The 17837-nt window shown below is 40.9% G+C and carries 15 protein-coding genes, 1 tRNA gene and 1 pseudogene; 4 read left to right on the forward strand and 13 right to left on the reverse strand.

The genetic code is table 11. The features are described 5' to 3' along the window. Positions 1 to 151 precede the first annotated feature (151 nt). On the forward strand, positions 152 to 1201 hold the full coding sequence (locus tag FTU71_RS08430; RefSeq protein WP_180111809.1) for an NADP(H)-dependent aldo-keto reductase: 1050 nt from the start codon (positions 152 to 154) through the stop codon (positions 1199 to 1201). 195 nt (positions 1202 to 1396) lie between these two features. On the opposite strand, the gene FTU71_RS08435 is transcribed toward FTU71_RS08430, so the two are convergent. The 6 genes from FTU71_RS08435 to FTU71_RS08460 all read right to left on the reverse strand — a co-directional run bounded on the left by FTU71_RS08435 (position 1397) and on the right by FTU71_RS08460 (position 7082). Continuing rightward, positions 1397 to 2179, reverse strand: coding sequence for a M48 family metallopeptidase (locus tag FTU71_RS08435; protein ID WP_180037763.1), 783 nt, complete (start codon positions 2177 to 2179; stop codon positions 1397 to 1399). A 156-nt stretch (positions 2180 to 2335) separates the two neighbouring features. After that, positions 2336 to 2644, reverse strand: a complete 309-nt coding sequence (locus tag FTU71_RS08440) for a hypothetical protein (RefSeq protein WP_168542510.1) — start codon at positions 2642 to 2644, stop codon at positions 2336 to 2338. A 231-nt stretch (positions 2645 to 2875) separates the two neighbouring features. After that, the gene (locus FTU71_RS08445) at positions 2876 to 4195 is read right to left on the reverse strand and encodes an adenylosuccinate synthase (RefSeq protein WP_004971574.1); all 1320 of its coding nucleotides are present in this window, start codon (positions 4193 to 4195) and stop codon (positions 2876 to 2878) included. Positions 4196 to 4264: 69 nt separating this feature from the next. Then, positions 4265 to 5431 (reverse strand): ATP phosphoribosyltransferase regulatory subunit, encoded by a 1167-nt coding sequence (locus tag FTU71_RS08450; protein ID WP_179994063.1) that lies wholly within the window; start codon positions 5429 to 5431, stop codon positions 4265 to 4267. A 166-nt stretch (positions 5432 to 5597) separates the two neighbouring features. Next, positions 5598 to 5912: a hypothetical protein gene (locus tag FTU71_RS08455; protein WP_168526148.1), complete on the reverse strand. Its 315-nt coding sequence runs from the start codon at positions 5910 to 5912 to the stop codon at positions 5598 to 5600. A 135-nt stretch (positions 5913 to 6047) separates the two neighbouring features. Further along, positions 6048 to 7082, reverse strand: a complete 1035-nt coding sequence (locus FTU71_RS08460) for a type I glyceraldehyde-3-phosphate dehydrogenase (RefSeq protein ID WP_180006064.1) — start codon at positions 7080 to 7082, stop codon at positions 6048 to 6050. A 450-nt stretch (positions 7083 to 7532) separates the two neighbouring features. Between FTU71_RS08460 and alaS the strand changes: the two genes are divergently transcribed. From alaS to csrA, 3 genes are all read left to right on the forward strand, one after another. Continuing rightward, positions 7533 to 10226 carry an alanine--tRNA ligase gene (gene alaS, locus FTU71_RS08465; protein ID WP_179994061.1) on the forward strand — a complete coding sequence of 898 codons (2694 nt, stop codon included), beginning with the start codon at positions 7533 to 7535 and terminating at the stop codon, positions 10224 to 10226. 65 nt (positions 10227 to 10291) lie between these two features. Beyond that, positions 10292 to 11572: an aspartate kinase gene (locus FTU71_RS08470; protein ID WP_004971586.1), complete on the forward strand. Its 1281-nt coding sequence runs from the start codon at positions 10292 to 10294 to the stop codon at positions 11570 to 11572. 250 nt (positions 11573 to 11822) lie between these two features. Next, a complete protein-coding gene (gene csrA, locus FTU71_RS08475; RefSeq protein ID WP_019837628.1) occupies positions 11823 to 12083 on the forward strand; it encodes a carbon storage regulator CsrA in 261 nt (86 codons plus the stop codon). 155 nt (positions 12084 to 12238) lie between these two features. On the opposite strand, the gene rnhB is transcribed toward csrA, so the two are convergent. The 7 genes and pseudogenes from rnhB to FTU71_RS08510 form a co-directional block, all read right to left on the reverse strand. Continuing rightward, entirely contained in the window at positions 12239 to 12814 is a 576-nt protein-coding gene (rnhB, locus tag FTU71_RS08480; RefSeq protein ID WP_180111811.1) for a ribonuclease HII, read from the reverse strand. Between the two features lie 92 nt (positions 12815 to 12906). After that, positions 12907 to 13293: a hypothetical protein gene (locus FTU71_RS08485; protein WP_180111813.1), complete on the reverse strand. Its 387-nt coding sequence runs from the start codon at positions 13291 to 13293 to the stop codon at positions 12907 to 12909. 537 nt (positions 13294 to 13830) lie between these two features. Then, positions 13831 to 14844, reverse strand: coding sequence for an adenosine deaminase (locus tag FTU71_RS08490; protein WP_180111815.1), 1014 nt, complete (start codon positions 14842 to 14844; stop codon positions 13831 to 13833). A gap of 99 nt (positions 14845 to 14943) precedes the next feature. After that, entirely contained in the window at positions 14944 to 16266 is a 1323-nt protein-coding gene (locus tag FTU71_RS08495; RefSeq protein WP_096901065.1) for an NCS2 family permease, read from the reverse strand. A gap of 418 nt (positions 16267 to 16684) precedes the next feature. Continuing rightward, positions 16685 to 16864, reverse strand: coding sequence for a hypothetical protein (locus tag FTU71_RS08500; RefSeq protein ID WP_004971601.1), 180 nt, complete (start codon positions 16862 to 16864; stop codon positions 16685 to 16687). A gap of 116 nt (positions 16865 to 16980) precedes the next feature. After that, positions 16981 to 17517: pseudogene (locus FTU71_RS08505) on the reverse strand (ABC transporter permease); the annotation flags it as partial. Positions 17518 to 17742: 225 nt separating this feature from the next. Beyond that, positions 17743 to 17819: transfer RNA gene (locus FTU71_RS08510), tRNA-Val, on the reverse strand. Positions 17820 to 17837: the final 18 nt, after the last annotated feature.

Genomic DNA, 17837 nt, shown 5'->3' on the forward strand with positions numbered 1-17837 from the left:
CAGCTGTTAACTTTTTACCATTTTCAATTATCAAAATACCATTATTGCTGTCACTACAATGAAGTAGCAATTTTCGCAGCCACAAGTGGCGCAAAATGGTTTCAGCTCTTGTAACATCAATATATACATATAATCTTGAGCGAGAGACAATATGCAATTTAAACCATTGGCAAAAACAGGCATTCTAGTTCCAGAAATCTGTTTAGGCACCATGACATTTGGTGAACAAAATACCCAGCAAGAAGCCTTTCAACAACTCGATTATGCGCTAGAACGAGACTTATATTTTTGGGATACCGCAGAAATGTATCCCGTACCACCAAAAGTAGAAACTCAAGGTGCAACCGAAACCATCATTGGCAATTGGTTACAGCAACGTGGCGGACGTGACAAATTATTTTTAGCCTCTAAAATTGCAGGCCCTTCGCAAGGCGGCAGTCATATTCGAGATGGCAAAACCCGCTTTAACGCACAGGATATTCATTCTGCGCTAGATGGTAATTTAAAACGTCTGCAAACCGACTATATCGACTTATACCAACTGCACTGGCCGCAGCGTCCAACCAACTTTTTTGGCAAACTCGGTTATGGCAACCAAGAAGCACAAAATACGCAAGAAATAACCGATCTTGCTGAAACCTTAACCGCATTGCAACAAGAAATTCAAAAAGGACGGATTCGCTATATTGGGCTGTCGAATGAAACCCCGTGGGGCACCATGAAGTTTTTACACTTGGCAGAACAGTTAGGATTAAGCAAATTTGTTAGCGTACAAAATCCGTATAACCTGCTGAATCGTACTTATGAAATTGGCATGTCTGAAATTGCCCATTATGAAGGTGTAGGACTACTTGCCTACTCTCCTTTGGCTTTTGGCTATTTAACTGGTAAATTCCGCAACGGCGCACGTCCTGCCAGTGCACGCGTCACTTTATATTCACGTTTTAGCCGCTACAGCAACCCTGAAAGTGAATGGGCCACAGAGCAATATGCCCTACTTGCAGAGCAGCATGGCTTGGGCTTAACGCAAATGGCATTAGCCTTTATTAAGCAACAATTTTTTGTGACCAGTACTATTATTGGAGCAACTACTATGGCACAACTTAAAGAAAATATTGATGCATTTGATGTCAATTTATCTGAAGAAGTGCTACAGGGCATTGAAGCTATTCATCGTCAGCAACCGAATCCAGCACCCTAATTTCATTTTAAGCACTGCTTTAAAATAAAATTAGAAATTGAAATAAATAAGTGAGCTGGCGTTTAAATTGAAAACATAAGTTCAGCTATAACGCACCATTTTTATGTTGTTTAAAGTCAAAAATTTTAAAAAAAGGATGCGCATTTCCATGCACATCCTTTCTTTTATTCATCTGTCTTACTGACCGATATTATCTTAGCGACGGTTTTGGTTATAAATTGCCTGAGCTGCAGGTAAGTTTTTGCGCATTGCTTCAATACGCTGACTGTTCGATGGGTGTGTTGACAAGAACGATGCACCACCGCCACCTTCAAGTTTGTTCATTTTTTCCCAAAGGGTAATAGCAGCTTGTGGGTTATAACCTGCACGCGCCATCAGCATTAAACCACCCTGATCGGCACGACCTTCCAAATTACGTGAATAAGGCAAGCCTATGCCAATTTGAGTACCTAATTGTGCTGCAGCAGCACCCAACTGACCTACGTTGTTACCCGCTGCACTTAAACCAACATTCAGCGCCAAGTTTGTTAAAGCTTGCGCACCAATTTTACTTTTCGCGTGCTCTTCTAGTGCGTGCACCATTTCATGACCCATAATTGCGGCAATTTCAGCATCGGTCAAATTCAGTTTATTCACAATACCTGTATAGAACACAACCTTACCACCAGGTGCAACAAAAGCGTTTACCTGATCAGACTTAAGCACCGCCAATTGCCATTGGAAAGGCTGCCCTGTTTGGTTCATTTGATTAGCATGTGGAATTAAACGCTGAAAAACAGTGTTAATACGCTTATACGTAGTCGAGCTAGTATCTAACTGATTCTTTGTACGTGCATCTTGCACCATCGCATTATAGCTTTTAGTTGCCGTCGCATTTAAGGTTGCAGTATCTGCACCAGCCATGTCTGCAACAGTAGTACACCCAGAAATTGTGATTGCGCCTGCGGCACATAAACTCAACATCAGTTTTTTGTTCATTATAATAATCTCCGCCTTACGAGCTATCTTCATATCAATCAATTATATGAAATCAATTCAAGGCTTTAAATCTATAATCGCTTCATAATCATATTATTTATGTAAACGACAGCTAAGCTCTGTACAGATTATATGTCTGCATAAGTGTTGCAAGAATTAATACAAGAACTGATAACAGAGCCAAAACACCAAACAAAAAATATTTAAGCCCAAGTAGATTTTAGACACCACTTCTACTTTTTCTTCCATTTCTGGATTTTTACGTTTGTAAAGCAAATAGGCATTTTGAATCAAAATCAGCGGAACTAAAATACAGGCAAAAATGACACTCAAACCAATGAAGGCTTGGTACATAATATTCGGATCATGCTTTTGCGATAAAATCAGCATCATGGCAATGGTCGGTGCACCGCCCATTGCAAATAACAGCGAATAAAAAATCGTACTGGTAATATTTTTATGCATCCTGCATAACCTTAATTAAATTTAATTTTCTAAAAGGCATTGTAACAAGCCACCCAGCGCTACACAGTGCTTGTCACATGCAACTTTAGTCTTGAAAAAATAGCATATTCTGCATCATCTTCAATATTGAGATGAATGGCTTGCTCAAGCTTGATAATAAAAAGCCCTATCATCTAGACAGGGCTAAGTACATCAAAAGATTACTTATGTTTTATGCCGCAGCACAGATACTTAAGCATCAAATGGATGACGTAATACGATAGTTTCTGCGCGGTCTGGACCTGTAGAAATAATGTCGATTGGACATTCAATTAACTGCTCAAGACGTTTGATGTAGTTCACTGCATTTTCAGGCAATTGTTCTACACTGGTCGCGCCCACAGTTGATTCAGACCAACCTGGCATTGTTTCATAAATTGGCTTTAAGTTTTCGTATGCAAGCGCATCAGAAGAACCTACGCAACCTGAATCGGTATTTTCATAACCTACGCAGATTTTGATTTCTTCTAAACCGTCCAATACGTCTAACTTGGTCAAGCAGATACCAGAAAGTGAGTTTACATCGACTGAACGACGTAAAATTTCGGCATCAAACCAACCACAACGACGCTGACGACCTGTAGAAGCACCAAACTCGTGACCCACGGTACCTAAGTGTTTACCAATCGCATCACCTACGTCATTTGCTGCGTCATACACCAACTCAGTTGGGAATGGGCCTGCACCAACACGTGTGGTATAAGCTTTGGTAATCCCTAAAACGTAGTCTAAATGTAATGGACCTAAGCCTGAACCTGAGCTTACACCGCCCGCAGTTGTATTCGATGAAGTCACATACGGGTATGTACCGTGGTCAACATCAAGCAATGAGCCTTGCGCACCTTCAAACATAATGTTGTCACCGTTTTTACGGTAATTATGAATTTCAGTCGTTACATCAACCACTAATGGTGCAATCACTTCACGCCATTGGTCACATAGCGCTAAAACTTCATCTAACTGAACTGCTTCAACACCGTAGTATTGTGTCAATTGGAAGTTGTGATAGTCCAATAATTCAGTCAATTGAGCGCGTAATGCTTCACCGCCACGAACCAAGTCAGCAACACGAATCGCACGACGTGCAACCTTGTCTTCATAAGCTGGGCCAATACCACGACCTGTTGTACCAATTTTGGCATTACCACGTTTTTTCTCACGTGCTTGGTCAAGTGCAATGTGGTTCGGCAAAATAAGCGGACAGTTTGGTGAAATACGTAAACGCTCTTTCACTGGCACGCCTTCTTGCTCCAAAATACCCATTTCTTTAATGAGTGCTTCAGGAGAAAGTACAACACCATTACCAATTAAGCACAGTACGTTTTCACGTAAAATACCTGATGGAATGAGGTGTAATACAGTTTTCTTACCACCAACCACGAGAGTATGGCCTGCGTTGTGTCCGCCTTGATAACGAACGACTGCCGCCGCCTGATCTGTGAGCAGGTCGACGATCTTACCTTTACCTTCGTCGCCCCATTGGGTACCAAGTACCACAACATTCTTGCCCATAATAGCCTCATTACATCATGCTGTTAAAATTGAAAACCAAGACCTGTAACATGAAACATGCCTTGGCGATTAAATTTTTTCGACTGTCCACTCACCATTTGCAAGAACCAATTGGTGCGTTGCGTATGGAACCGAGTTTAAATCATCATTGCCCAACAATTGAATTACACTAAAGCCTTGCGCACGTGTGTTTTGAATAGCAGCAATTAAATCAGGTTGTGAGCCTTTAGGCGCAACAACAACAGACGATGATTCAAAACGACCTGCACTTAATACAAACAAGTCACAAGAGAAACCTGTTGCAGGGCGCGCACGTCCGAAATGCTGACCAATGCCATCATAACGACCACCTTGAGCCAATGGCGCAGCACGATTTGGTGCATATACCGCGTACATTAAGCCAGTGTGATAGTGATAAGAACGCAGCTCAACCACATCAATACCAATATGCAGATTTGGCCAACGTGCCTGAATTTCAGCTTGTGTTGCTTTCACGGCTTCAAACGCTTGCTTAAATTCGCTATTTGCCAACACTTCAGCACTTAAATGAGCCTGCAAAGCAGTTAAATCACTGGCATAGCGACCTAAAGCATAAAAATCTGAACCGAAATTTAAATCTTGGGTAAATTCTGCCAACTCTGGCAAGGCTTTACGCTGATATAAATCTGACAATTGACGTTCAGTGGCTTTGCTTAATTCTGCTTGTTTAACCAAGCTACGGAACAAGCCGACATGACCCAAGTCTAAATGCACACCTTCTGCCAGACCTGCTTCTTTTAGCAAGCTGAGCATCAGATCAACCATTTCTACATCGGCATCAATGCTGTCTGAACCAAATAATTCTGCACCCAATTGCAACGGCGCACGTGTGGTATTAAAACCTTGTGGTTTAGTATGTAAAACTGTACCTGCATAGCAGTAACGTGCAACGCCATCCACAGGATGTACATGCGCATCAATACGTGCCACTTGTGGCGTCATATCGGCACGCACACCCAGTAAACGACCTGAAAGTTGGTCGATGACTTTAAATGTGGCAAGGTCTAAATCTTGATTCGATTCTGAAAGAGAAGATAGAGATTCGATGTATTCAATGAATGGCGTGTACACCAACTGATAACCTCGAGATGCGAGGAAATCCAGTGACTTACGACGCAAGTTTTCAATCACTTGCGCTTGTTCTGGTAATACATCAGCTACACCATCAGGTAATAACCATGTCTCTGAAATGGGCATGTTGTAAACCTAAATTCTTGTTTGCGCGGAACGAATCCGCATAAAAAAATCGGGAGCACACCCGATTTTTCCTAGTTTAGCATGATACTTTTGCTCATGCACCTGACTTTTTCTGAAATATGCGGTAAAAAAAGCTTGATTCAACACGATATTAAAATGCAATTCTTTAAAAGTCCTGATTCGCTTTAACTGCTTTGGCTAACAAATTGACCAACTCTGCATTCTGCATTTCTAACTGCGTGGTTTTTTGTACAGTTTTATCCAAAGCATCTTGCTGAACTTGCATTTTTTTGGCCAAGTCCTGCATAATTTCTAGTGTCTTTTTCAGGTTTTCTTCCAAATGTAACACTTTCTGTTCCAATTGCTGTTGGTGTTGCACATCGGAGTTGCTGTCTGCCTGATTTCTGAATTGCAACCAAATCAAAAAAATCACGGCTAGCGCCAACAAAAGAATAAATCCCCACAATAAAATAATCATCATCCCACTACTCTATTTTCAATCTTATAGGCTAAATTTGTTATATTCATCAATGAATTAACTTCGGATTTTCATCTAAACACCCATCACTATTACATGCTTTAGCGGCTTTGTATAGCAAACCGTACAAGCTAAAAATCACGCCGCTCGCTGACTAAAAGATTCACACAAGTCGAGTAAACGGTTGGCATAGCCCCATTCATTATCATACCACGCAAAAACTTTGGCCTGATGCCCTACCACCATAGTCTGGCTTAAATCGACAATTAATGAATAAGGCGAATGATTAAAATCACTCGACACTAAGGGCTCATCGGTCACTTGCATAATTTCTGCATAATCATGTGTAGCCGAAGTAACCAGCACCTGATTTAATTTGTGCACCGTAATGGGTGACTGAGAAATAAAAGTCAGGTCAATTGCAGCGACGTTAATAGTCGGCACACGAATAGAATAACCATCAATTCGATCTGCCATTTTAGGCATCACCTGTTTTAATGCACCCAAAGCAGATGAAGTGGTTGGAATAATATTTTGCCCTGATGCTCGGGCACGACGTAAATCACGATGTGCCTGATCCAGCACAGTTTGATCTGCTGTGACTGCGTGAATTTCGGTCATTAAAGCCGTGTCAATACCAAAAGCATCATCAATAATTTTAACCAATGGCACTAAAGCCTGCGTGGTACACGACACACTGGAAATAATTTGATCAGTGGGTTTGACTTCATGATGATTCACACCATAAACAATCGCAGCATCTACAGTATCGAATGGTGCAGCACCAATAATTACACGTTTGGCGCCCGCAGTAATATGCTGCGTTGCCGCCTCGCGGGAACGGAACAACCCTGTACATTCCAATACCACATCAACATTTAAGGCTTGCCACGGTAATTGCGCAGGTTGAGCCTGATTCAACACCTGAACTTTTAATTGCGCCAAACCTGCAGAAATATTCAAAAAAATCTGTTCATTTTCAAGGCTAATTTCCACCTGCCCTTTAAAACGACCATGGGTACTGTCGTATTTAAATAAATGAACCAAGGTTTCTACATCGGCAATGTCATTTATGGCGACGATTTCAAAATGAAAGTCTTTGGGATTTTCAAACCAAGCCCGCAGCACATTGCGCCCGATTCTACCAAAGCCATTGATTGCCACTCGTTGCATGACTGATCCTTTCATAATGAAATCAAAATTTAAGCACAGACTATGTTAATAGATTTTGAGGCTTTACTGAAAAAAATCAGATCAATTCTGGGATTTTTCACTTAATTTGCTGATTAATTCGGCAAACTCAAAATACCCATCTAACAATTTCAGCTTGTGGTTGATTAGTTTGACACTCTCGCCTACGCACAAACATTCAACAACAGCTCATCATGCCCCACTTTCGTCAGCAATTTTCCATCATCCTCTATTCAAAAGATTTATTCTGCGCACAGCAACAGAGATTGATTCAGAATTGTCATCAATTCACGCTAAAATGATTGGTGATAGTGGCTTTTTCCGTTATAATTTGGCGTTTTTAAAATTTTAAGCCTGCATGACAGCAAAGAATTATTTTTTGTCAGACTGTCTTGCGTTTAGCCAAATCGGAATTTATGGAGTGACTTGGTTGTGAGTACTCGTTTTATGACATCAGCTGAAATTCGTGAAGCATTTTTGCGTTACTTTGAATCGCAAGGGCATACACGTGTCGCATCGAGTTCTCTAGTACCCGCCAATGACCCAACCCTGTTATTTACCAATGCAGGTATGAACCAGTTTAAAGACTGTTTTCTTGGGCTGGAAAAACGTGATTATGTACGTGCTGTATCGTCACAAAAATGTGTGCGTGCAGGCGGTAAACATAACGATTTAGACAATGTGGGTTATACCGCACGTCACCATACTTTCTTTGAAATGTTGGGTAACTTCTCGTTTGGTGATTATTTCAAACGTGATGCAATTAAATTTGCTTGGGAATTTTTAACCAGCGAACAATGGTTAGCTCTACCAAAAGACCGTTTATATGCCACGGTTTACCACACCGATGATGAAGCATTTGACATCTGGAACAAAGAAATTGGTTTAGATGCTTCTCGTATTATCCGTATTGGCGATAACAAAGGTGGCCAATATGCTTCAGACAACTTCTGGGCAATGGGTGATACAGGTCCTTGCGGCCCTTGTTCTGAAATTTTCTATGATCATGGCGATCATATTTGGGGCGGTTTACCAGGCACACTAGAAGAAGATGGCGACCGTTTCATTGAAATCTGGAACAACGTATTCATGCAGTTTAACCGTACTGCAGATGGCGTATTGCACCCACTTCCAGCACCGTCTGTAGATACAGGCATGGGCTTGGAGCGTATTTCTGCAGTATTGCAACACGTCAACTCTAACTACGAAATTGATCTGTTCCAGCACTTACTCAAAAATGCAGCACAGATTATTGGTTTAGACACGACTGCTCTTGAAGTAACTGCACAGCAAACTGGCAAGCCTGTAGACTACCCTGCTTCACTCAAAGTAGTTGCTGACCACGCTCGTTCTTGCTGCTTCCTAATTGCCGATGGCGTGAATCCATCGAATGAAGGTCGTGGTTATGTATTGCGTCGTATTATTCGTCGTGCAGTACGTCACGGCAACAAGCTTGGCGCAACAGGTTCATTCTTCCACAAAATGCTTCAGCCTTTAATTGAAGTAATGGGTCAAGCTTATCCTGAACTTGCAGCAAATCAAGCGCGTATTGAAGCGCAACTTCTAAAAGAAGAAGAACAATTTGCCAAAACGCTTGAGCAAGGTTTGAAATTGCTTGAGGGTGAATTGGCACAGCTTAAAGGCTCGGTCATTCCTGGTGAAGTGGTATTTAAACTATATGACACTTACGGCTTCCCAACAGATTTAACGGCAGATATTGCACGTGAACGCGACTTGACCATTGACGAAGCAGGCTTTGAAGTTGAAATGGCAGCGCAACGTCAACGTGCACGCGATGCAGGTAAATTTGCAGTTGACTACAACTCAATTGTAAAAGTTGAAGGTGAAACTCAATTTGATGGCTATGACGCAACGACTGGTCAGGGTCAAATTGTGGCTATTTATAAAGATGGCGAACAAGTCGATGAAGTAGTTGAAGGCGATGAAGCTTTAATCGTACTCAATCAAACCCCGTTCTATGCAGAAAGCGGTGGTCAGATTGGTGATACAGGTCTATTCAAAAACGAAACAGGTATTTTTGAAGTTCAAGACACCAAAAAATCTGGCGGTGCTTTTGTTCATCAAGGTATTGTTACCATGGGCAGTTTAAAAGCTGCGCAAGCGGTGGAAGCGATTGTAAAAGCAGACATCCGCGAAGCTACTGCACGCAACCACTCTGCAACACACTTATTGCACGCTGCCCTACGTCAAGTTTTAGGTGCACACGTACAGCAAAAAGGTTCGTTGGTTGCTTCTGATATTTTACGTTTTGACTTTGCCAATGACCAACCTGTGTCATTTGAACAATTGCAAGAAATTGAGCGCTTGGTCAATGCAGAAGTCATTGCCAATACCTCAGTTTCTACTGAATTACTGGATATTGAAGCAGCCAAAGCCAAAGGCGCAATGATGCTATTTGGTGAAAAGTATGGTGATGAAGTTCGCGTACTTTCTATGGGTTCAATCATTGAAGATAAAAACTTCTCCATTGAACTTTGTGGCGGTATTCACGTGAAACGTACAGGTGATATTGGTCTGTTCAAAATCATCTCTGAAGGTGGTGTTGCAGCTGGTGTACGTCGTATTGAAGCAATTACAGGCAGCAAAGCCGTTGAAGCCGTTCAAAAAACTGAACGCGATATCAACAGCATCAATGCTTTGTTGAAAGCACAAAAAGACCAAACTTTAGAAAAAGTGAATACATTGGTCGATACAGCATCTAGCCTTCAAAAGCAGATTGAACAGCTCAATCAAAAATTAGCGCACTTCCAAGCAGCTGAACTTTTAAGTCAAGTACAAGAACTTGCTGGACGTACCACGCTCATTACCACTGTACAAAATATGGATGCAAAATCACTGCGTAATTTGCACGACGGTGTAAAATCCAAACTCGACCAAGCAGTGATTGTACTTGCAGGTGTAGAAGGCGATAAAGTCAGCTTAATCGCTTCTGTTGCACCAGACTTTACTGCTACGATTAAAGCAGGAGACATCATCAAACACTTGGCTACAGAACTAGGTGGTAAAGGTGGTGGTAAACCTGATTTGGCACAAGGTGGCGCGCCACTTAACGAGAACTTTGCAACGGTGATGGCAGGTTTAACTGCTTGGCTTGCGGCAAAATAATCTCACTTTTTGTGTAACTGACCCTGAGCAGGTAAATTCGGGGTCATGGCTTATATGGAACAACTATGGCACTAATCGTTCAAAAATATGGCGGTACCTCAATGGGTACTCCCGAGCGCATTTTAAATGTTGCTCGTCGTGTGAAGCGCTGGCATGATCATGGCCACAAAGTAGTGGTTGTCGTTTCTGCCATGAGTGGCGAAACCAATCGCCTACTCGCTCTCGCGAAAGCCATTACCGAAACCCCTGATCCGCGTGAATTAGACCAAATGGTGTCTACAGGCGAACAGGTGACGATTTCGATGTTAGCGATGGCGCTGAATTCTATTGGCGTTGCAGCAAAATCACTAACTGGTCGCCAAGTTGGTATTCAAACTGACAGCGCATTTACCAAAGCACGTATTGAAGCGATTAATACTGACGTGTTAACTGAAAACCTAGACGCAGGCCGTGTGATTGTGGTTGCTGGTTTCCAAGGTTTTGATGCTGAAGGTAACACCACTACTTTAGGTCGTGGTGGTTCTGATACTTCTGGCGTTGCGCTTGCTGCTGCATTGAAAGCCGATGAATGCCAAATTTATACTGACGTAGATGGCGTTTACACCACAGACCCACGCGTTGCACCAAAAGCCAAAAAAGTAGATCGTATTTCTTTTGAAGAAATGCTAGAAATGGCTTCTTTAGGTTCTAAAGTATTGCAAATTCGTGCGGTTGAATTTGCAGGTAAATACCAAGTACCTTTACGTGTATTATCAAGTTTTGATAATGACAATGATGGCGCATTCGACGAAGATTTTAAACAAAATGTCGGCACACTCATTACTACTGAATTGGAAGACAACATGGAACAACCTATCATCTCAGGTATCGCGTTTAACCGTGACGAAGCAAAATTAACTATTTTAGGTGTGCCTGATGAGCCAGGTATTGCATCTAAAATCTTGTCACCTATTGGCGCTGCCAATGTTGAAGTTGACATGATCATCCAAAACGTAGAAGAAGATGGTACTACCGACTTTACTTTTACTGTAAACCGTGGCGAACTTGCCAAAGCAAAATCAATTCTTGAAGCAACTGCCAAAGAAATTGGTGCACGTGAAGTCGCTACACGTGGTGACATCGTGAAAGTATCTATCGTTGGTGTAGGTATGCGTTCACATGCAGGTGTTGCAAGCAAAATGTTTACTGCCCTTGCAGATGAAGGCATTAACATTCTCATGATTTCTACTTCTGAAATTAAAATTTCAGTCATTATTGAAGAAAACTATTTAGAGCTTGCAGTACGTACTTTACACACTGTATTTGGTCTAGATCGTGAAAGCGGTGAGTCTAGCGCACGCGCTTAATACGCCCCTGTCAGAAAATGTAATTGTCTGACAAATTTTGCGAAAAAGTACAAAAAATTAGAGCCACTATAGTTTTTTTTATAGTGGCTCTGTTATATTGAGCAATATGCTTTCATAAATTTTGACAGCGCTGTATCTTATAAAATAAATAATGATACGTGCCGTAAAAATTTACTGGTTTTTATTTGGTTGTGACTTTTAAATTGCTTTAAAAATCAATGCAGGTTTAGCATTTTGCAAGGAGATAAACATGCTGATTCTCACCCGACGTGTCGGAGAAACATTAATGATTGGGGACCAAGTCAGCGTGACTGTGCTGGGTGTCAAAGGTAACCAGGTTCGTATTGGGGTAAATGCGCCAAAAGAAGTATCGGTACATCGTGAAGAAATCTATCAACGTATTCAACACGAGCGTGCCATGCATGAGCATTTGCAACACTTAGATCAAGATTATCAACCTTCATTTGAAGAAGATAACTACTCGCATAATGACTTTGACGTTAAACGATGAAGTTTATTGAATATAAAGCGGCTCATTTGCCGCTTTAATTTTTTTGCTGAATGCTTTTTTTAAAACTTGTCCAATCTCTAAGTCGCTCGCTGATTCTAATTATATACAGGATCTTTTATCTACAACTCAGCAATAGATTTACTTTTAAGTTAATATTATTTTTCCATCAATTCCAAAGCCTTACGCACAGGTGCAAAACTTCGTCGATGTGCCGCAATTACGCCATGCTGCGCAATTGCTTCAAAATGGGCTTTGGTTGGGTACCCTTTGTGTTGAGCAAAACCAAATTGCGGAAATGCTTGGTCAAGCAACACCATTTCACGATCACGCGCCACTTTGGCTAAAATACTGGCTGCCGAAATCTCTGCATGTAATGCATCGCCCCCAATAACTGCATCACACGACATTGCTAAACCTTGCGGAATTTTATTGCCATCGACCAAGACATGCTCAGGTTGAATAGACAAGGCGTCTACCGCACGACGCATTGCCAATAACGACGCTTGCAAAATATTCAGTTCATCAATTTCGGCTGCAGAGGCTTCTGCAATTGCCCAAGCCAAAGCTTTTTCCTGAATTTCAACAAACAACTTTTCACGCTTTTTTTCTGTCAGTTTTTTAGAGTCATTTAAACCTTCAATCAGGTTATTCGGATCTAAAATAACTGCCGCAGCGACAACAGAACCCACTAAAGGCCCACGCCCTGCCTCATCTACACCTGCAATTTTCATCATTATTTCCAGAAAAAATAGGCTGAAATATTCAACCTAACTCACGATGCGCGTCATCACGCCGCCTTTTTAATTATTCAGATTCACAAAACTTATTTTACTGCTTCTGCCACACATGCATTAATGGTTCGAGATACTGCATTGCTCACAATGGTTGCACGTGCAGCAGGGTCAATTGCTGCAGTGGCTAAATCTACTGCTGTCACGTTTTGTGGTGCTTTTTCGCTAACACAGCCACAAATTTCAGCTTGAACATTTTGCTTTTGCGTTGTTGTCATCATACGTGTCGCAGTGTGCCATGCAGGAATGTTATTCAGTTCAGTGACACATTTCGCGTTGATGGCAACTTTAATCGCCGCCATACCCAATTGTTGAGTTGCTGTCGGTGCAGTTGTCGTTCCTGTAGTAGTACCTGTAGTTGTGGTACATGCAGATAAAGCTAAAGCGATAGGTGCAAATACAGCGATTAGTTTTTTCATGGATATTTCCTGTATTTAATATTCAAGTCGTTTAGATGAAACAATGTCGCTATTGTGCCTAAACTTGTTTGGCGAAGGAATAGCTTTTTGCAATTTCTACATTCGTGTGCGTAGGCTTAAGGTCATAGTGGGGTTAAGCCCCAAATTGAAACTTAAAACCAATTCAAAGGGGTCAATTTTGAATGCCGTTGACAACATATAGAAAAATAATTTAATCATGCAGAGCAAGCTAAGCTAATAAATGCAGGTTTATCAAGTAATGGGAGCGATCATGTTCTGGCTTAGCATCAATTGAACGTTACATTTATATATAAGATTTGCATTCTATCCATGTTGCAAAGCGACTGAAGCAATTGAAACGTTCACTGCTTTACAAGCCTGAACAATTAGCTATTTAAATTCAGCACGGTATGGCCTTCGTTTTTCGCATGAGAAATAATAGCTGTCTGGTTATTTGTAGACATATATTTAAATCCTCACTTGGGTATTTAAGTGAGGATTTAATTTAGGCTTAGAGGACAAGTGCATAAGGTGTGTTCAGTGGATACTTGCCTGCAATGTCTGAATTTGATCAATCCATTTTTGTTTTTCTTCAACCGAAATAAATGATGCTTCAAAAGAGTTAATCGCCAATTGTTTTAATTCAGCATTGCTTAAATCTAAAGCTTGGCTAATTGCAACAAAGTTATCATTCATATAGCCACCAAAATAAGCTGGGTCATCTGAATTGACGGTCACTTTAACACCCTGCTGCAACAGACGACGAATATTGTGCTGTGCCATATCATCCACCACACACAACTTTAAATTACTCAATGGGCAGACCGTGAGCGGCATTTTTTCTGCAATTAAACGCTGCATTAACACAGGGTCTTCTTCAGAACGCACACCATGATCAATACGGTTTACTTTCAGTAAATCTAATGCTTCCCAGACATATTCAGCAGGCCCTTCTTCGCCCGCATGAGCAACGACCAAAAAGCCTGCTTCACGCGCTTTGGCAAAGACACGCTCAAACTTTGAAGGTGGATGCCCGACTTCGCTTGAATCCAAACCCACTGCAATAATTTTGTCTTTATAAGGTAAAGCCTCTTGTAGAGTAACAAATGCAGCATCTTCACTTAAATGACGCAAGAAACACATAATTAAATGTGAACTGATACCTAATTTTGTTTGTGCATCTTCGGAAGCTCGTTGTAAACCATTAATCACGGTTGCAAATGCCACACCACGCTCGGTATGGGTTTGCGGATCAAAAAACATTTCGGTATGTACCACACGGTCTTCAGCACATTTTTCAAAATACGCCCAAGCCAAATCGTAAAAATCTTGCTCATGCACCAACACTTGTGCGCCTGCATAATAAATATCTAAAAAAGACTGCAAGTTATGAAAATTATAGGCTTGTTTGACTTCTTCTACAGACTGATAAGGGATGTCAATTTGGTTGCGCTGCGCAATAGCAAACATCAATTCTGGTTCAAAAGTACCTTCAATATGCACATGCAATTCTGCTTTAGGTAATGCACAGATTAGCTCAAGTTGATTCATGTTCTGTCCTTTTTGCTATTTTATGGGAGAATTTTAAAAAATTGATCAAAATAAAAAAGGGTGCAAACTGAGTTTACACCCCTTTTCAGTTTAAGAATATTAACCGCCAAACATGGCAAATTTTAATGCCCAAAGTGCAGCAATAATCCACACCATATAAGGTACAGACTTGGCTTTGCCAGTGAGTAGTTTAATCAGCGCATAGCTAATAAAGCCCATAGCGATGCCATCGGCAATAGAATAAGTAAATGGCATGAACACGACTGTTAAGAATGCAGGCACGGCTTCGGTGATGTCATCCCAATCAATATGCACAATGCCTTGAATCATCAACACACCCACAAATAACAAGGCAGGTGCAGTCGCAAAACCTGGTACCGATTGCGCAAGTGGTGCCAAGAACAAACAGGCAATAAACAACAAGCCAACAATCACTGCGGTTAAGCCTGTACGACCACCCGCTGCAACACCTGCAGATGATTCAATATACGGCGTTGTTGAAGATGTACCCAATGCCGCACCTGCAACAATTGCAGAAGAATCGGCAAAAAGTGCTTTTTTCAAACGGGGTAATTTACCATCTTGCAACAAGCCTGCACGGTGTGAAACACCCACTAAAGTACCTGTAGAGTCGAATAAATCGACTAAGAAAAATACGAAAATTACGCCAATTAAACTTGCTGTAAATAGACCTTCAAAGTCCATTTGCATAAAAGTAGGTGCAATAGATGGAATTTCACCAACCACACCTTTAAATTCGCTTAAACCTAAAGCTGTTGAAATAGCAGTCAGCACCAAAATACTGATGATAATTGCACCACGTACTTTAAAGTGATGCATTACTACAACCATTAAAAAGCCAAGTAGCGCTAACAGTACTGATGGTTGTTTTAAGTCACCCAAGCCCACCAAAGTCGCAGGATTATCAACAATAACACCTGCATTTTTTAGGGCGATTAAAGCTAGGAATAAACCAATACCACCGCCAATGGCTAGTTTTAATGACATGGGAATGGCATTAACAATGGCTTCACGGATTTTAAACATGCTAATGGCAATGAAAATAATCCCTGATACAAAAACTGCAGCCAAAGCCGTTTGCCAAGGCACACCCATGCCTAAACAAACCGAGTAAGTGAAATAGGCGTTTAGCCCCATGCCTGGTGCGAGTGCGATTGGGTAATTGGCAACAATTCCCATCACCAAGCAGCCAATAGCTGCGGCTAAACAGGTGGCGACAAAGACAGCTCCATGATCCATTCCTGTTTCAGATAAAATCATCGGATTGACAATAATGATGTAACACATGGTTAAGAATGTGGTTACACCCGCCAAAATCTCGGTACGGAATGTGGTCTTGTTTTCGCTTAATTTGAATAAGCGCTCAAGCATTCCCGCTGAGGATGGATTAGGAGTCGTCATGACCTAGCCCCTGTAAATAAACTGAATTTGCAGCATGACGCAATTTTAAGTCAGCACTTAAAAGCCTGTGTCAGTTGCGGCAATGGATTTGCCCAATGAGCATGTAAAATTACATGAAAAAGATAAACTTAATTCACAATCAAGCATTTGATTTTATCAAAATCAAAAATTCGGAATGCTAAATAAAAAAGCCGCATAAATTTTATGCAGCTTTGTTCATCTTTTTTTTACTTCAGTCACTCTCAAAAGTAATGCCTTTGAGTTGTGATGAAGCAGTTTCAATTGGCAAATTATACCATAGGGATTTTTTAAAAATTCTAGTTTTTTGAATTAAAGATAAAATTTTACGATAAAGTGAAGCACACAAAAGTGTGATGAATAAAGCAATTACCACACATTATGTTAGAAATTTCTACGCTTATTCTGTGACTTGCAAAATCTGTGGTGTAGCCGCTTCTGTTTTTTCTAGCGATAAATTTGCAGATTCAGTCAAAACTCGGTTCAGTTCTGCCTGCTTTCGCGTTTCCTCTTCCAAGTAAACGAGATAACCTAATAAAACGACCAACACCACCAAAACTGGCACAAGAATGTGTTTCATGTCATTTACTTTTATTGAACAATTTTCATACATATTAGCAAAAATTATGCGCGGTGTAACTCTTAATACGCCCCAGTCAAAATTTGTGCTTCAGCGATCAAACTCAATCTATTACATTAAGCCATTGTATGAATGGTATTTTTAAAACGTTTCCAAGATACATAGAAAAATGTTGTTGCAATTGCAATTAACCATAGAAAGGAAGGCCAGACCACATCCAATCCTGCATTTCGGTATAAAATTGCTTGCGCCAATGTTACAAAATGCATTGTCGTTGCAATCAACATGATATTTTGAATAATTTCTGGCATGCTTTCTCGTGGTGTACTTGCCCCAGACAACATTTGCAAGGGAATCAGAATAAGCATCATCAGCAAACCGAATTGCGGCATCGATTTAGACACGGTTGCCATATATATACCCATTGAGGTTGTTGCAAATAAGGTCAGCAAGGCTCCAAAGAAAAATAACAGCAAACTTCCTTCTATGGGTACCTGTAATGCCCCCTGCACCACTACTTTTAAGCCTAAAAAAGCTGCTAAAAGCACCACAAGGCTCATCGATAAAACCTTTGCCAGCATAATTTCAAAAACCGTGACTAGCATAACCGTTAAATGCTTAATGGTGCCATGTTCTCGCTCACGAATCAGTGCACAAATGAAATGTGGAAAGAGGCTTCAAAGCTCTAGTGCAAAATAAAAACCAATTAGTGCAAAATAAGCCGAAAACTTACATGTGTACACCACTGTGTACATATTTTTAAACTATAAGCGAATTTATGTATCTTTAAGAAAAGCAATAAAAAAGCCCTAAATCGTTATAATTCAGAGCTTTATTACTTATATGAAGTTATGTAACAACATATAATTTTAATGTATTGGTAGGCATATCCAGACTCGAACTGGAGACCTCTACGATGTCAACGTAGCGCTCTAACCAACTGAGCTATACGCCTAAAGTGCTTCGCATCATA

Origin of the sequence: Acinetobacter sp. YH12136, assembly GCF_013418545.1 — a bacterium.
Taxonomy (GTDB): Bacteria; Pseudomonadota; Gammaproteobacteria; order Pseudomonadales; family Moraxellaceae; genus Acinetobacter; species Acinetobacter towneri.

Coding starts and splice junctions, on each gene's coding strand:
- FTU71_RS08500 (WP_004971601.1), bottom strand. CDS start 16,864: ATGAAACACATTCTTGTGCCAGTTTTGGTGGTGTTGGTCGTTTTATTA.
- FTU71_RS08485 (WP_180111813.1), bottom strand. CDS start 13,293: ATGAAAAAACTAATCGCTGTATTTGCACCTATCGCTTTAGCTTTATCT.
- FTU71_RS08450 (WP_179994063.1), bottom strand. CDS start 5,431: ATGCCCATTTCAGAGACATGGTTATTACCTGATGGTGTAGCTGATGTA.
- FTU71_RS08445 (WP_004971574.1), bottom strand. CDS start 4,195: ATGGGCAAGAATGTTGTGGTACTTGGTACCCAATGGGGCGACGAAGGT.
- FTU71_RS08470 (WP_004971586.1), top strand. CDS start 10,292: ATGGCACTAATCGTTCAAAAATATGGCGGTACCTCAATGGGTACTCCC.
- FTU71_RS08460 (WP_180006064.1), bottom strand. CDS start 7,082: ATGCAACGAGTGGCAATCAATGGCTTTGGTAGAATCGGGCGCAATGTG.
- rnhB (WP_180111811.1), bottom strand. CDS start 12,814: ATGAAAATTGCAGGTGTAGATGAGGCAGGGCGTGGGCCTTTAGTGGGT.
- FTU71_RS08440 (WP_168542510.1), bottom strand. CDS start 2,644: ATGCATAAAAATATTACCAGTACGATTTTTTATTCGCTGTTATTTGCA.
- FTU71_RS08490 (WP_180111815.1), bottom strand. CDS start 14,844: ATGAATCAACTTGAGCTAATCTGTGCATTACCTAAAGCAGAATTGCAT.
- FTU71_RS08495 (WP_096901065.1), bottom strand. CDS start 16,266: ATGACGACTCCTAATCCATCCTCAGCGGGAATGCTTGAGCGCTTATTC.
- csrA (WP_019837628.1), top strand. CDS start 11,823: ATGCTGATTCTCACCCGACGTGTCGGAGAAACATTAATGATTGGGGAC.
- FTU71_RS08455 (WP_168526148.1), bottom strand. CDS start 5,912: ATGATGATTATTTTATTGTGGGGATTTATTCTTTTGTTGGCGCTAGCC.
- FTU71_RS08430 (WP_180111809.1), top strand. CDS start 152: ATGCAATTTAAACCATTGGCAAAAACAGGCATTCTAGTTCCAGAAATC.
- FTU71_RS08435 (WP_180037763.1), bottom strand. CDS start 2,179: ATGAACAAAAAACTGATGTTGAGTTTATGTGCCGCAGGCGCAATCACA.